At 65.3% G+C, this 14936-nt stretch carries 11 protein-coding genes; 8 read left to right on the top strand and 3 right to left on the bottom strand.

Going from position 1 to position 14936, the window contains the following annotated elements:
* Positions 1-91 precede the first annotated feature (91 nt).
* The 3 genes from QYS36_RS08530 to QYS36_RS08540 all read left to right on the top strand — a co-directional run bounded on the left by QYS36_RS08530 (position 92) and on the right by QYS36_RS08540 (position 3234).
* Positions 92-1345: a dicarboxylate/amino acid:cation symporter gene (locus tag QYS36_RS08530; RefSeq protein WP_308839069.1), complete on the top strand. Its 1254-nt coding sequence runs from the start codon at positions 92-94 to the stop codon at positions 1343-1345.
* A gap of 206 nt (positions 1346-1551) precedes the next feature.
* On the top strand, positions 1552-2319 hold the full coding sequence (locus tag QYS36_RS08535) for an ABC transporter substrate-binding protein (RefSeq protein WP_308839070.1): 768 nt from the start codon (positions 1552-1554) through the stop codon (positions 2317-2319).
* A 147-nt stretch (positions 2320-2466) separates the two neighbouring features.
* Positions 2467-3234 (top strand): ABC transporter substrate-binding protein, encoded by a 768-nt coding sequence (locus QYS36_RS08540; protein WP_308839071.1) that lies wholly within the window; start codon positions 2467-2469, stop codon positions 3232-3234.
* 450 nt (positions 3235-3684) lie between these two features.
* Here QYS36_RS08540 and QYS36_RS08545 read toward each other — a convergent pair whose 3' ends face one another.
* Positions 3685-4497, bottom strand: coding sequence for a helix-turn-helix transcriptional regulator (locus tag QYS36_RS08545; RefSeq protein WP_308839072.1), 813 nt, complete (start codon positions 4495-4497; stop codon positions 3685-3687).
* Positions 4498-4663: 166 nt separating this feature from the next.
* Here QYS36_RS08545 and QYS36_RS08550 point away from each other — a divergent pair, with 166 nt between their 5' ends.
* From QYS36_RS08550 to QYS36_RS08570, 5 genes are all read left to right on the top strand, one after another.
* Positions 4664-6118, top strand: a complete 1455-nt coding sequence (locus QYS36_RS08550; RefSeq protein WP_308839073.1) for an alanine/glycine:cation symporter family protein — start codon at positions 4664-4666, stop codon at positions 6116-6118.
* 266 nt (positions 6119-6384) lie between these two features.
* The gene (locus QYS36_RS08555) at positions 6385-7809 is read left to right on the top strand and encodes an alanine/glycine:cation symporter family protein (protein ID WP_308839074.1); all 1425 of its coding nucleotides are present in this window, start codon (positions 6385-6387) and stop codon (positions 7807-7809) included.
* A gap of 122 nt (positions 7810-7931) precedes the next feature.
* Positions 7932-8921: an asparaginase gene (locus tag QYS36_RS08560; protein ID WP_308839075.1), complete on the top strand. Its 990-nt coding sequence runs from the start codon at positions 7932-7934 to the stop codon at positions 8919-8921.
* Between the two features lie 71 nt (positions 8922-8992).
* Positions 8993-12274: an autotransporter domain-containing protein gene (locus QYS36_RS08565; protein WP_308839076.1), complete on the top strand. Its 3282-nt coding sequence runs from the start codon at positions 8993-8995 to the stop codon at positions 12272-12274.
* A gap of 186 nt (positions 12275-12460) precedes the next feature.
* A complete protein-coding gene (locus QYS36_RS08570; protein ID WP_308839077.1) occupies positions 12461-12859 on the top strand; it encodes a hypothetical protein in 399 nt (132 codons plus the stop codon).
* Between the two features lie 123 nt (positions 12860-12982).
* Here QYS36_RS08570 and glsB read toward each other — a convergent pair whose 3' ends face one another.
* Entirely contained in the window at positions 12983-13891 is a 909-nt protein-coding gene (gene glsB / locus QYS36_RS08575) for a glutaminase B (protein WP_308839078.1), read from the bottom strand.
* 83 nt (positions 13892-13974) lie between these two features.
* Positions 13975-14871, bottom strand: coding sequence for a homocysteine S-methyltransferase family protein (locus tag QYS36_RS08580; RefSeq protein ID WP_308839079.1), 897 nt, complete (start codon positions 14869-14871; stop codon positions 13975-13977).
* Between the last annotated feature and the right edge of the window lie 65 nt (positions 14872-14936).

The raw sequence follows: 14936 nt of genomic DNA on the forward strand, positions 1-14936 counted from the left end.
AGCGGCGCAGTCATTTGTGCCCTCCCTTGCCGGGCACCACCCTACAGGCCGCAGCTCGGTCATCACAAAAACGACAATTTAGGTGATATCAATGAGTCAGAGCACTACCGCTTCCCGTCGCTTTCCGTGGGGCATGCCCCTCTGGCAGCAGATCCTCATCGGCCTGGTACTCGGCGTGGTCGTCGGCCTGCTCTTCAAGGACGGTGCCAGGCTGCTCGCGCCGCTGGGCGCGCTGTTCCTCAACGCGATCAAGATGCTCATCGTGCCGCTGGTGTTCGTTTCCCTGGTGGCCGGCATCACCTGCATGCAGGACACCGCCAAACTGGGCCGGATCAGCGTCAAGACCATTGCCATCTACCTGGTCACCACGGCATTTGCGGTCAGCATCGGCCTGCTGTTCGGCGCGCTGTTCACCCCGGGCGCCGACATGAACATGACCGCCAGCGCGGCCGTCGAAGCCAAGCAGGCGCCGTCCCTGGTGGAGATCCTCGTCGGCCTGGTGCCCAGCAACCCGGTGGCCGCGTTCGCCGAAGGCAACATTCTGCAGATCATCGTGTTCGCCATTGCCCTGGGCGTGAGCATGAACCTGATCGGCGAAAAGGCAGCGCCTGCGGTCAAGCTGTTCAATAGCCTGGCCGAGGTGTTCTACAAGCTCACCGACCTGGTGATGCGTTTCGCGCCGATTGGCGTGTTCGCGCTGATCGCCGGCGTGGTCGCCAACCACGGTATCGAAGTGCTGCTGCCGCTGGCGGGCGTGATAGGCGTCATCTACCTGGCCAGCATCGCCCACCTGCTGCTGGTGTACGGCGGCATGCTCGCCATGTTCGCGCGCCTGAGCCCCCTGCGCTTTTTCCAGGGTATCGCCCCGGCACTGGCGGTGGCGTTCAGCACCTCCAGCAGCTCCGGTACCCTGCCGGTATCGATAGAGTGCGCGCGCAAGAACCTGGGTGTGTCCGAAGGCGTAGCCGGCTTCGTACTGCCGGTGGGTGCGACCATCAACATGGACGGTACCGCGATCTACCAGGGCGTACTCGCGCTGTTCATTGCCCAGGCGTTCGGCATCGACCTGAACGCCGGCCAATACCTGATGATCATCCTCACCGCCACCCTGGCCTCGATCGGCACTGCCGGCGTACCCGGGGCCGGCCTGATCATGCTCGGCCTGGTACTGACCTCGGTCGGGCTGCCGCTCGAAGGCGTGGCCCTGATTGCCGGTATCGACCGTATCCTCGATATGGCCCGCACCATGGTCAACGTGGCCGGTGACCTGATGACCACGACCCTGGTCGGCAGCAGCGAGAACGAGCTGGATCGCTCGATCTACAATGGCGACAACGCGCGGTAACGCCCGCCTGGGGCGCTCAACAGGGCGCCATTCATAGGCGCTCTTTTGCTGTGCATTTGCCGCCCCCGGCGGCACTGCAGTTGCACGGCCATACCGGCGGGCCCACCGCGACTTGCGGCACTTGTCATCACCCTTGCTCGGGACTGATTGCCCTTTGCGCGCCAGCGCGCTAAAAGGGCAGCAGCCCTAACAAGAGAAGTCCGCCCATGAGCGTCAAATCCGCATGGCTGTTGTGTCTGCTGGCCCTTTCCGGTGTAGCTGCAGTGCCTGCCCAGGCAGAGCTGCCGCCCGGCTATCAGGTCGTGTTGCAAACGGAAAACTTTCCGCCCTTCAACATGGCCGACAACGACAAGAACTTCGCCCGTGACGCCAATATCCAGGGTGTCAGCACCACCATCGTGCGGGAAATGTTCAAGCGCGCCGGCATCGACTACAGCCTGACCCTGCGCTTCCCCTGGAGCCGGGTCTACGACGCCACCCTGGCCAATGCCAACCACGGCCTGTTCTCCACCTCGATGAACGAGGCGCGTCGTCCGCTGTTCAAGTGGGTCGGCCCGATCGCCAAGGTCGAGCGTGTGCTGCTCGCCGCTCCCGGCTCCAGCATCCCCAACCTGACCAGCCTCGAGCAGGCGCGCCAATATCGGATTGGCAGCTACAAGGACAGCGCCGCCGCCCAGGCCCTGGAAAAGGCCGGGCTGCAGCCCAACAACGCCCTGCGTGACCAGGAGAACATCGGCAAACTGACAGCCGGCAAGATCGACCTGTGGGGCACCACTGACCCGGTATGGCGCTACCAGGCCCGCCAGGCGGGGGTCAGCGGATTGCGCAACGTGCTGACCTTCGACCGCGCCGACCTCTACCTGGCGCTCAACCTCGACACACCGGACGAAGTCGTCTCGCGCCTGCAACAGGCGCTCGATCAGATGAAGACCGAAGGCTACGGCACCTGCAACAAGCACCCCGAGCTGTGCTGATGACGACGCGCCGCCGCATCGGCCGGCGCCCGGCATTGATCAAAAGCCTCCGACCGGTTCACAGTCTGCGGTTCTTCTCGTCACCACTCATTGCCGTTTGCGCGGCGGCGCGCTAAAAGGGCGGCGGCCTAACAAGGAGTCGTTCCGATGAGTGTCAACGCCGCATGGTTTGCCGGTCTGCTTGCCGTTTCCAGTCTGTTCGCCCTGCCCGCCCAGGCGGCCCTGCCGCCTGACTACAAGGTGGTACTGCAGACCGAAAACTTTCCGCCCTTCAACATGGCCGACGGCGAGAAGAACTTCGCCCGCGACGCCAATATCCAGGGCGTCAGCACCACCATCGTGCGCGAGATGTTCAAACGCGCCGGCATCGACTACACCCTGACCCTGCGCTTCCCGTGGAGCCGGGTGTACGACGACACCCTGGCCCGCGCCAACTACGGCCTGTTCTCCACCGCGATGAGCGAGGCGCGCCGGCCGCTGTTCAAATGGGTCGGCCCGATCGCCAAGGTCGAGGGCGTGCTGCTCGCCGCACCGGGCTCCAAGATCGAAAATCTCAGCCGCCTCGAAGAAGCCGCCCAGTACCGCATCGGCAGCTACAAGGACGGCGCGGTCAGCCAGGCCCTGGAGCGCGCCGGCCTGCAACCGAGCAATGCCCTGCGCGACCAGGAAAACATCGCCAAGCTCACCAGCGGCAAGATCGACCTGTGGGCCACCACCGATCCGGTGTGGCGCTACCACGCCAACCAGGCCGGGGTAACCGGCCTGCGCACCGTGCTGATCATCGACCGCTCGGACATGTACCTGGCCCTGAACCTGGAAACCCCGGACGAAGTGGTCACCCGCCTGCAGCAGGCGCTGGAGCAGATGAAGAGCGAAGGCTACGGCACCTGCAGCAAGCACCCGGAGCTGTGCTGATAGCGGTATTGCGTTCTGGCTTTCGCAAAGCGATTAGGCGAAGTGCATTCGAGTTCAGCGCAACTCCTGTGGGAACGGGCGGGGACGCCTAGTCCATGCCCGTGATTTCGCGCGCATGGACTAGGCGTCCCCGCGCGCTCCCACATAAGTACCCAGAACCGTAGGGTGGGTGAGCGGCGCCACACCATCGATTGCCGATGGCCACAATCTCGGCGCGCCGCGTAACCCACCGGGCGATGTATTGCATTGCGCCGATGGTGGGTTACGCCGCGCCAAAAACCTCAATCATGCTCAGAACGTAACAAGCGCCTTCACCCACCCTACGAATCTGATCCACTGTGGGAGCGCGCCATGCGCGCGAAAAATCGCGGGCATGGCCCGCTCCCACAGGTACTGCACCAATGGCCGCTTCCGCTAGAAACAGCCGCTCGGTACGTCACCACACCCCGCTCACTCCACCTCGAACAAGCCATCACGTACCGGCGCTTGGGCCAGGCGCTGGCGGATGTCCTCGTCGATACGGGGGTCGTCGGGCTGGTAGAGCATCACCTGGCGGTAGGTGCTGATGCGGTTGATCTCGGTGCCCAGGAATTCCCACACCACCCGGGTGCAGGCCGGCGTGCGCCGGTCGCCGCTGGATACCCCGGTCTTCAGGCCATTGAGGCGGGTGATGCGGCTCTTGAAGCTGGGAATCAGGATGGTCTGGCTCATCTCGTTGACGGTCAGCGACTCGTAGTCGATGAGAAACAGCCGATCCTGCAGTTGGAAGGCGGCGCCCAGGTAGCGACAGCGCGCCGAATCTTCGGCCAACCCGCCGGTGGCGAGCACCTGGCGCTCCTGACGCTCGAACAGGAAGTTGCCACCCTCCTCGCGCATGTGAACCAGCGACAGCAGGATGGTGCCCGGCACCGACATGCAGTTGGCGTACTCGAAGTAGTAGCCGCAATAGCGCGAAAGATCACCTGAGCTTTCCCGCAGTGGTTGTAACAGGGAGTGTAACGGATCGCGCTCGGCCGGCGCGCCGATCTGCGTGCCGCGGGCGCCGATCAGGCGCGCGAACTGATCGCCCGGCAAGCCCAGTTCGTACCCCTCGACACCGAAGAAATCGCCGATTCTCTTGAGGTTGTAGGCCGTAGGCTGGCTCTCTCCGGCCAGGTACTTGTTGAACTGGCCGCGGTTGATGCCGATCTTGCGGCACACCTCGGCAATGGAGCGATAGTGGCTGCAGAGCAGCCGGAGATTCTCACCGAGATGACTGGACATGATCGGCTCAGATGATGCGAATGGCGTGATTATAGCATCAGGTCGCGTCACTTGGGGTCGATCAGCGAAATTGTTCCCGAGGCCTCCTTGCTCAAAGATTGGTCAATGCCCCCGCGCGCCAGCGCTGGCCTGCGAACAATCACAATAAGAGTCGAGGATTCTGATCATGCTCGAAGTACTGAACGACTTTCTTTCCGGGAAAGTACTGATCGTGCTTATCGTTGGCCTGGGTAGCTACTTCACCCTGCGCTCGCGCTTCGTCCAGTTCCGCCATTTCATCCACATGTTCAGCGTGTTCAAGGAGTCGCTGCGCAGCAGCGGTGGCCAGCTCAGCTCCTTCCAGGCGTTGATGCTCAGCCTCGCCGGCCGCGTTGGCGCCGGCAACATCGCCGGTGTCGGCATCGCGGTGACCCTGGGCGGCCCGGGCGCCGTGTTCTGGATGTGGGTGACCGCGCTGGTCGGCATGTCCAGCAGCTTCTTCGAATGCACCCTGGCCCAGCTCTACAAGCAGAGCGACGGTGACGGCCTGTACCGTGGCGGCCCGGCCTACTACATCCAGCACGGCTTGAAGCTGCGCTGGATGGCGATGACCTTCGCCGTGCTGCTGCTGGTCACCTACGGCTTCGCCTTCAACGGCCTGCAGTCGTTCACCGTGACCCACTCGCTGCAGAACGCCTTCGACATTCCGGTGCAGTACAGCGGCCTCGCCCTGGCCGTGCTGCTCGGCCTGGTGTTCATCGGCGGCATCAAGCGCATCGCCTCGGTCTCCGACCTGCTGGTGCCGGTCAAGACCCTGGCCTACCTGGCCGTGACCCTGTACGTGATCATCAGCCAGATCGACCTGGTGCCGGACATGCTGGCGACCATCGTCAAGAGCGCCTTCGGCCTGGAGCCGGCCTTCGCCGGTTTGCTGGGCAGCGCCATCGTGATGGGCGTCAAACGCGGCGTGTTCGCCAACGAAGCCGGCCTGGGCAGCGCGCCGAACGTGGCCGCCGTGGCTTCGGTCAAGCACCCGGCCGCCCAGGGCGTGGTGCAGGCGTTCAGCGTATTCCTCGACACCTTCGTGATCTGCACCTGTACCGCACTGCTGATCCTGCTGTCGGGTTTCTATACCCCGGGCTTCGAAGGTGACGGCATCGCACTGACCCAGAACTCTCTGGCGGCGGTGGTCGGCGACTGGGGCCGGACCTTCATCAGCGTCGCGCTGAGCCTGTTCGTGTTCACCTGCATCCTCTACAACTACTACCTGGGCGAAAACGCCCTGCAGTTCCTGGTCGGTCGCAGCAAGGTCGCCCTGCTCGGCTACCGCGGCCTGGTACTGGCGCTGATCTGCTGGGGTTCGATGCAGAACCTGGGCACCGTGTTCGCCTTCGCCGACATCACCATGACCTGCCTGGCATTCGTCAACCTGACCGCCCTGGCCCTGCTGATCAAGGTCGGCCTGCGCGTGCTGAAAGACTATGATGCACAGCGCCAGGCCGGTGTCGCCCAGCCGGTGTTCGACGGCTCCCGGTTCGCCGACCTGGATCTGGATCGCGCCGCCTGGCCGGCCGCCAAGCCAGCCGCCACCACCGCAGCCCAGGCCCAGGGCGCGCCAGAGCTGCTGCCGACGCAGCGCTGACGGCCCGTCTACGGGTGACCCAGCCTGTGTCACCCGCCTCTGCAGAAGCCGTTGCAGGTGATGCGACCGACTCTAATCTAGCATCAAGTCGCATCATCTAGGGTCGACCCGCGAAATTGCCGCTCCGGCGGCTTTGCCCAACCATTGCGGTCGGTAAACCCGCATGCACCGTCCATGCGCTGAACATCGCTCGCATAGCGCCGCTGCCGGGTGCCTGGTGAACGCGCGGTTGAACCTATACCCCTAATAACAACAGGAAGAGTGTCATGCTCGATTTATTGAACGACCTTATCTGGAGCAAAGTGCTGATCGTCATGCTGGTTGGCCTCGGCCTCTACTTCAGCATCCGTTCGCGCTTCGTGCAGTTCCGCTATTTCACCAGCATGTTCCAGATCTTCGGCCAGGCGCTGCAGCGCAAGCCAGGTCAGCTCAGCTCGTTCCAGGCCCTGATGCTCAGCGTGGCCGGCCGGGTTGGCGCCGGTAACATCGCCGGTGTGGCCGTGGCCATCACCCTGGGCGGCCCAGGCGCGGTGTTCTGGATGTGGCTGGTCGCGCTGGTCGGCATGGCCACCAGCTATTTCGAGTGCTCCCTGGCCCAGTTGTACAAACAGAACGAAGGCGACGGCACCTACCGCGGCGGCCCGGCCTTCTACATCCTGCATGGCCTGGGCCAGCGCTGGATGGCCATCGTCTTCTCGATCCTGCTGCTGGTCACCTTCGGCTTCGGCTTCAACGCCCTGCAGTCGTTCACCGTCGCCAGCTCCATGCATGACACCTTCGGCATCCCGGAGTGGGTCAGCGGTATCGTGCTGGTGTGCATCATCGGCCTGATCATCTTCGGCGGCATCAAGCGCATCGCCAAGTTCGCCGACGTGCTGGTACCGGTCATGGCCGGCTCCTACATCGCCATCGCCCTGTTCGTGATCGGCAGCAACATCAGCCAGGTTCCGGAAACCTTCATGCTCATCGTGCGCAGCGCCTTCGGCCTCGAGCCCGCCTTCGCCGGCGGCATCGGTGCGGCGATCATCATGGGTGTCAAGCGTGGCCTGTTCTCCAACGAAGCCGGCCTGGGCAGCGCGCCGAACGTGGCCGCCGTGGCCGAAGTGCCGCACCCGGCCGCACAGGGCGTGGTGCAGTCGCTGAGCGTGTTCATCGACACCCTGATCATCTGCACCTGCACCGCGATGATCATCCTGCTGTCGGGCACCTACGCACCGGGTAGCGAAGTCGGCGGCGTGATCCTCACCCAGAGCGCCCTGGCCGCCATCGTCGGCGAGTGGGGCCGCGTGTTCATCAGCGTGGCACTGAGCCTGTTCGTGTTCACCACCCTGATCTACAACTACTACCTGGGTGAAAACGCCCTGGGCTTCTTCAGCAAGAGCCGTGCGATGGTGCAGGGTTACCGCGTGCTGGTGATCGTGCTGGTGATGTGGGGTTCGACCCAGGACCTGGGCACCGTGTTCGGCTTCGCCGACCTGACCATGGGCCTGCTGGCCATCGTCAACCTGATCGCCATGGCCCTGCTGTTCAAGACCGGCCTGCGCCTGATGAACGACTACGATGCGCAGATCAAGGCTGGCGTGAAGATTCCGGTCTTCGACCCGGCCAAGTTCGCCGACCTGAAGCTGGACAAGACCTCCTGGCCGGCCCTGCCGTCGCAGCCAGCCGCCCAGGACACTCAGCAGCGCTGAGCCCTCGCGAAGCAGAGCCATGCCCGCCATGGCTCTGCCCCTGATCAGCGGGCCGCATCAGCTGTGCAGCAGCGCAGTACCTCGATGACGGCCCCGCGCCAAGACCACCCCTCAGGTGATCCATGACTTCATCCCATATTCTCGTGCTCTATACCGGTGGCACCATCGGCATGCAGGCCAGCGCCAGCGGCCTGGCCCCTGCCTCCGGCTTCGAGACCCGCGTGCGTGCCCAGCAAAGCCGGCAAGCCGAGCGCCTGCCGAACTGGAGCTTCCGCGAACTGCTGCCGCCCATCGACAGCGCCAACATGAGCCAAGCCAACTGGCTGGCAATGGTTGCGGCGATCCGCCAGGGCATCGAGCAGGATGGCTGCGACGGCGTGCTGGTGCTGCACGGCACCGACACCCTGGCCTACAGCGCCGCTGCCCTGAGCTTCCTGCTGCTGGGCCTGCCGGTGCCGGTGGTGCTGACCGGCTCGATGCTGCCGGCCGGTGCCGAGCACAGCGACGCCTGGCCCAACCTGTTTGGCGCCATGCAGGTGCTGCACGACGGCGTGGCGCCGGGCGTGCACCTGTATTTCGACGGCGCGCTGATGCACGGCGCCCGCGTCAGCAAGCTCAGTAGCGAGGCCTTCGACGCCTTCCAGGTGGCGCCACGTCGGCGCCAGGGCACGCGCCTGGCCGAGCTGCCGGTGGCCATCGACTTCCGCCAGCCGCGCCAGCCGGTCAACCTGCTCAGCCTGCCGCTGGTGCCCGGCCTGCGCGCCAGCCACCTGCGTGCCCTGCTGGACAGCGGCGTGCAGGGCCTGGTGCTGGAGTGCTACGGCAGCGGTACCGGGCCGTCGGACGACGCCGAGCTGCTCGACGTGCTGCGCGCGGCCCATGCCCGCGGCGTGGTGCTGGCGGCAATCAGCCAATGCGCCCACGGGCACGTGGAGTTCGGCGTGTACGCGGCGGGCAGCCAACTGGCCTCGGCCGGGCTGATCTCGGCCGGCGGCATGACCCGCGAAGCGGCCCTGGGCAAGTTGTTCGCCCTGCTCGGTGCGGGCCTGGCGCAGGACGAAGTGGAGCGCCTGTTCAGCCTCGACCTGTGTGGCGAGCGCGCCGAAGGCTGACCGTCAAATCTTCGTAACATCACGCGGGCATAGTCGCGGGCCTTACAATCCCAACGACCGGTACCCTCGTGATGCTGCCAATCTGCAGGCCAAGCCCGCTCTCTCTCGTTCTCGCCCTGCAGGCCGCCATCGCCAGCCCGGCATTCGCGGCAAGCTTCAGCATCGACACCAGCAGCACCGAGGGCCAAACCCTCAACGCCGGTGAAAGCGGCAGCATCGCCAGTGGTGGGACGCTGAGCGTGGCCGACAATACGGTCGCGGTGACGGTTCGCGGTGGTACTTCGACACTGGTCAATGCCGGCGAAATCCGCCAGACCGGCAGCGCGCGCGCCATCGACGCCAACAACGGCAATCCACTGTTCACCCTGCACAACAGGGCGGGTGCCACCATCGATGCCGTGGGCAACGTTGCCATCCGCCTCAATCGTACCGGCGGTCAGTACCTTGTCGACAACCAGGGCACCATCTCGCAAAGCGGCCAGACCATCGGCGGCGAGCGCGCGATCAAGGCCGACGGCGAATACACCAGCACCGGCAACCAGATCATCAATGGCGCGCAGAACAACCGCGATGCCGTGATCAGCTCGGTAGGCAACGACGCCCTGCGCCTGGGCAACAATTTCACCCTGACCAACTACGGCCGCATCTTTTCCACAGGCACGGTCAACACCAGCTGTCCTGGCTACATCAGCAGCCAGTGCAGCAATGACTATTCTGCTGCCGACGGCGTGGCCATCGAAAACCAGCGCGCCAATGTCGCCATCATCAACCATGGCAGCATCGAGGGTCCGCGCCATGGCATCGACGGGGGCGCGCCGCTGAGTGCCGAGGCAGACGCCAACCTGTTGGGCCTGCAGCGCCTGGTGATCCGCTCGGCCACGGGTGCCGGGGTGACCTTCGACAGGATCGCCAACGGCGTCACCACCGAGAACGTGCAGATCGCCAACCCGGTGATCATCAACCAGGCTGACGGCACGGTGATCGGCAGGAACGGCTCGGGGATCGGCCTGGATGGCCACGGCGTGGTGTTCAACTACGGCCTTGTCAGCGGACGCTACGCGGGCGCGGGCAATATCTACGACCACGAAGGCCTGGGCGTGACCATCGCCAATGGCGACGGCGATGGTGTGGACATCGACGGCATCGCCTACATCGAAAACCACGGCCGTATCGAGGGCCTGGGCGCTGGCGGCCTGGATTCCGGCGGCCGGCCCAATGGCGGCGATGGCATTGCCGCAGGCGGCGGCACCATCCGCAACCTGGCTGGTGCGTCGATCTTCGGGCAGAGCGCCGGCATCCTCATCGACGACGGCGCCAATGGCAGCGAACACCCGAGCGGCCGAGGCACCCTGGGTGACAAGGCGGCCGACGGTGGCGTGGCCTACATCGTCAACGCGGGCGACATCACCGGCGCCGACAAGGTCGGTGTCGGCCTGGTCGGCCGCTACGATGACGTGCTGATCAACGAGGCCAGCGGCGTCATCCGCGGCGGCCTGCAAACCGTCCGGGTCGACGAGCTGAACAGCGCGACCGCAGCGGCGGCCGTGCAAATGGGCGCCGGCAACGACACGCTGGTCAACGCCGGCCTGATCGAGGGCCGCAACGGCCTCGCCGTAGACCTGGGTGACGGCGACGACAACCTGACCCTGCGCTCCACGGCGCGCTTCATCGGTATGGTCGACGGCGGTGCAGGAACCGACAGCGTGACGCTCGACGATGCTGCTGGCGGCAGCTTCGCCAACAGTCGCAACTTCGAGAACCTGGACGTGCGCAGCGGCGCCTGGCGCCTGGACAGCGACGACTTCAGCGCCAGCACGCGCATCTACAGCGGCGCCAGCCTGCTCAACCTGGGCACCCTGCAGGGTGATGTACGGGTCGACAGCGGCGCCACCTTCGGCGGTGGCCGCGTCGGCGGCAATCTCGGCCTGGCCAGCGGCTCGATCCTGGCACTGGCGGTGAGCCCTGGCGGAACCAGTAATACGCTGCAGGTCGGCGGCACTGTAGCGTTGAACGGTGCCCACCTGCGCATCGATACACTTGCCGGCGATTACCCGCTGCAGAGCCGCTATCAGGTGCTCCAGGCCGACGGCAGGATCACCGGTACCTTCGCCGACTTCAGCAGCAGCCTGGCCTTCCTCACGCCGACCTTGCACTACACCGACCACAGCGTCGATGTGAACCTGACACGCAACGACCGCCGCTTCGCCGACCTGGCCCGCAACGCCAACGGCAGAGGCGCGGCCGGCGCCCTGCAATCCCAGGGCGGCGGCACGCTGTACAACGCCGTGCTGAGCAGCAGCAGCGACCAGGCTGCCAGTGCCTTCGACCAGTTGAGTGCCAGCAGCAATGCCAGCTTGATGACTGCCAGCCTGGCCGGCAGCGCCCAGGTGGGCAACAGCATGCTCGGTGCCATGCAACAGACCAGCGGCAGCGCCAACTTGCAGGCCTCACTGCTGCGTGACGATGCGCCGCTGCTGGCCTCCAGCGGCGTTCCCCGTCAGGCTCGCAACCTCAACAGCCCGGGCGCCGAAGGTCGTCTGTGGCTACAGGGTATCGGCAGCCACGGCAAACTCGACGGCAGCAACGGCGCTGACGACCTCACCCAGGACACCCGTGGTGCGGTACTCGGTGCCGACTGGGCGGTGGATTCGGCCTGGCGCGTTGGCGTACTCGGTGGCTACGCGGGCACCGATGTCGATGCCGGGCGTGGCGCCTCCAGCGATATCAACAGCCTGCACCTGGGTGTCTACGCCCTGCGTCAGAGCGGCGCCCTCGCCTTGCGGCTCGGGGCGGCCTACAGTCGCCACGACAACAGCAGCAAACGCCAGGTCGACTTTGCCGGGTTCAGCGATCGCCTGCGGGGTGACTACCACGCCAACAGCCAGCAGGCCTTTGCCGAGCTGGGTTATCAGCTCGCCAGCGGCCGCCTGCTCGCCGAGCCCTTCGCGGCCATCGGCTATCAACGTTACAGCCACCAATCCTATGACGAGAAAGGCGGCGCCGCCGCCCTGCATGTCGACAGCCACGAGCAGGACAATCTCAACACCACCCTGGGGCTGCGTGTTGCCCATCTCGGCACGCTGGGCAACGGCATGAGCCTGACCCCGCGGGCCAGCCTTGGCTGGCGCCATACCTACGGCGAGCTCGGCAGCCAGGCGCGGCAGTCCTTCCTCAGCGGCGGCAACGCCTTCAGTGTCGAAGGCACCACGCTGGATCGCGATACCCTGCTGGCCGATGCAGGCCTGGATCTGGGTATCAGCAGCGCGCAGAGCCTGGGGCTGGGTTACAACGGCGAGTACGGCAGCCGCACCCAGAATCACGCACTGGTCGCGCAATGGCAGTTGCGCTTCTGATTGCCATGCAGCGGGTCCAATAGGCCTCGCTGGCGCATTCCAGGCCGACCCGCGTGCCTTGGGCGGGAATGGCAAATCACCTGGTGTGTGTGGCCCACGTCATGGAACAAAGGGCACGCAGTCGGTATAGTCGCGCCCCGGCCGACGACCGGCCGTTTTTCATGCCCTACTCCACAAGGACGTCCCATGCCTTTGCTTCGCTCCAGCGTATTCCTGCTGCTCGCCCTGGCCATTACCGGCTGCTCGACCAAAGCCTTCTTCAAACTGCCGGAAAACAGCACCGTTTCCATCAACGAGCGTGCCGAGCAGCACCCTCAGGGCCTGGTCAAGATTCGTCCGTTCTTCTGGAACCGCGCCGGTGGCGTGCCGTACAAGCTGACCAGCACCACCACTGGCCAGCCGATCTCGGCAGGCAGACTGAGCACGCGTTTTCGCGTGGTATCGATCTTCTGGCCGCCGTACAGCATCATCTACTGGCCGATGGGCTTCCGTCACCCGTGCTATGACCTGACCGCCCCGGTGGCCGGCACCTGCACCGACCAGGACCTGCAGATGCTACGCAAGGCTTACCGCGACGCCCAATGACCTCGCGGCTGCCGCTCAGGCAGCCCAGCTCAAATGACCGGCTATAGGCCGGTCATTCCACAAAGACAACGCTCTCATCTAGCGCCTGCTTTCGACGCCGCCGGGCCGACGCGCAGCAGATCGCTAGAACACCGACCAGCCGATCCGCTCACTGAGCACTTCCAGCGCGGCCATACCCGCCAGGGAGTTGCCCGCCTTGTTGAGCCCGGGTGACCACACGCAAATCGTGTACTGCCCCGGCACGATGGCGACGATCCCGCCACCGACGCCGCTCTTGCCCGGCAGGCCGACGCGATAGGCGAAGTTGCCCGCCTCGTCGTACAGCCCGCTGGTGGCCATGATCGAGTTGACCTGCTGGGTCTGCCGGGCGCTGAGCACCTGCTCGCCGCTGTGCTTGCAGAACCCGTCGCGGGCCAGGAAGCAGAAGGCCTTGACCAGGTCCACGCAGCTCATGCTCAGGGCGCAGTAGCTGAAGTAGTTGCGCAGCACCATCTCGACATCGTTGTGGAAGTTGCCGAACGACTGCATCAGGTAGGCCATGGCCGCGTTGCGGGCGCGGTGCTGGTATTCGGAGTCGGCGATGTGCCGGTCGATCACCACGTGGGGGTTGCCCGACAGGCGCCGCACGAAGTCGCGCATCGACAGCGCCGGGGCGGCGAAGCGCGACTGGTTGATGTCGCTGATCACCAGCGCACCGGCGTTGATGAACGGGTTGCGCGGGCGGCCGTTTTCCAGCTCCAGCTGCACCAGGGAATTGAACGGCTGGCCCGACGGCTCGTGGCCCAGGCGCTCCCAGATGCTCTCGCCGGAATGCTGGATGGCCTGCACCAGGCTGAACACCTTGGAGATGCTCTGGATCGAGAACGGCGTGTGCGCATCGCCAGCGGTGAACAGTGCGCCGTCGTTGCCGTACACGGCGATACCCAGCTGGTCGACCGGCACATCGGCCAGGGCGGGAATATAGGTGGCGACCTTGCCCTGAGCGATCAGTGGGCGAACCTGGTCGAGGATTTCATTCAACAACGCTTGCATGCACACGCTCGCAATCCGGCCCGGCGGCTGCCGGGCTCAATCAGCCATAGACGCCACGACTGACCCGCAAAGCACAGCGACGTTCAGAGGCGCTGTGCCAAAACCGCGATGTGCTCCGGGCCGATGCCGCAGCAACCGCCCAGGTGGCTGGCGCCGCGCGCCCGCCAGTCAGCGACCCAGCGCAGGTAGCCGGGTGGGTCGAGGTCTTCGCGCAGCGGGTCGAGGCCGTCGTTGGCGGTGGCTTCTTCGGGCTGCGGCGGGAAGGCGTTGGCGTAGGCGCCAATGGCCACATCCACACCGAGGCTGGCGAAGGTGTCACGCGCTACGTCGATGGCGTCGCCGATCACTTCCGGTTGGCTGCAGTTGAACAGCAATACCTCGACGCCCAGCTCCGCCGCCGCGCGAGCCGCATCGGCCACCGGCTCGCCAGAGCGCAGGCGGGGCACCTCGTCGGTGTCTTCGTCGCGCAGGGTGAACGACAGCCAGAATGGCTTGCCGTCCTTTGGCAGATGGCCGTGAATGGCGCGCGCTTCGGCAATCGCGCTCTGGGTTTCCGCCAGCCACAGGTCAACATAGGGCGCCAGGCCATCGAGCAGCGGGGTCAGCACCTCGCTGACACGCGCGGGCTCGAACAGGTCCGGGCGGTAGGAGCCGAACAGCGGCGGCAGCGAGCCGGCGACGCGCACCGCTGCATCGGCCTTGTCCGCCGCGCGGCGGGCCAACTGGCCGGCACGCTCGGCCAGGGCGCGGCCTTCGGCGGCGAAACGCTCTTCACCGATATGAAAGGGCACCACGGCGTAGCTGTTGCTGGTGATCACCTGGCTGCCGCTGGCGATATAGGAGGCGTGCACCGCCTCCACCTGCTCGGGCGCCTCGCTCAGCGCCAGCGCCGACCATTCCGGCTGGCGAAATGGCGCACCACGGCGCTGCAGCTCGCGGCCCATGCCACCATCCAGCAAAGTCAGAGATCGCTCGCGCATATAAGCTCCAGTCATATCTATATGCATTCAATTCATTTGGATGCACTTGTTTATAACTATTTAAT

Origin of the sequence: Pseudomonas sp. G34 (genome assembly GCF_031119625.1) — a bacterium.
Lineage (GTDB): Bacteria > Pseudomonadota > Gammaproteobacteria > Pseudomonadales > Pseudomonadaceae > Aquipseudomonas.

Coding starts and splice junctions, on each gene's coding strand:
- QYS36_RS08530 (WP_308839069.1), top strand. CDS start 92: ATGAGTCAGAGCACTACCGCTTCCCGTCGCTTTCCGTGGGGCATGCCC.
- QYS36_RS08535 (WP_308839070.1), top strand. CDS start 1,552: ATGAGCGTCAAATCCGCATGGCTGTTGTGTCTGCTGGCCCTTTCCGGT.
- QYS36_RS08540 (WP_308839071.1), top strand. CDS start 2,467: ATGAGTGTCAACGCCGCATGGTTTGCCGGTCTGCTTGCCGTTTCCAGT.
- QYS36_RS08545 (WP_308839072.1), bottom strand. CDS start 4,497: ATGTCCAGTCATCTCGGTGAGAATCTCCGGCTGCTCTGCAGCCACTAT.
- QYS36_RS08550 (WP_308839073.1), top strand. CDS start 4,664: ATGCTCGAAGTACTGAACGACTTTCTTTCCGGGAAAGTACTGATCGTG.
- QYS36_RS08555 (WP_308839074.1), top strand. CDS start 6,385: ATGCTCGATTTATTGAACGACCTTATCTGGAGCAAAGTGCTGATCGTC.
- QYS36_RS08560 (WP_308839075.1), top strand. CDS start 7,932: ATGACTTCATCCCATATTCTCGTGCTCTATACCGGTGGCACCATCGGC.
- QYS36_RS08565 (WP_308839076.1), top strand. CDS start 8,993: ATGCTGCCAATCTGCAGGCCAAGCCCGCTCTCTCTCGTTCTCGCCCTG.
- QYS36_RS08570 (WP_308839077.1), top strand. CDS start 12,461: ATGCCTTTGCTTCGCTCCAGCGTATTCCTGCTGCTCGCCCTGGCCATT.
- glsB (WP_308839078.1), bottom strand. CDS start 13,891: ATGCAAGCGTTGTTGAATGAAATCCTCGACCAGGTTCGCCCACTGATC.
- QYS36_RS08580 (WP_308839079.1), bottom strand. CDS start 14,871: ATGCGCGAGCGATCTCTGACTTTGCTGGATGGTGGCATGGGCCGCGAG.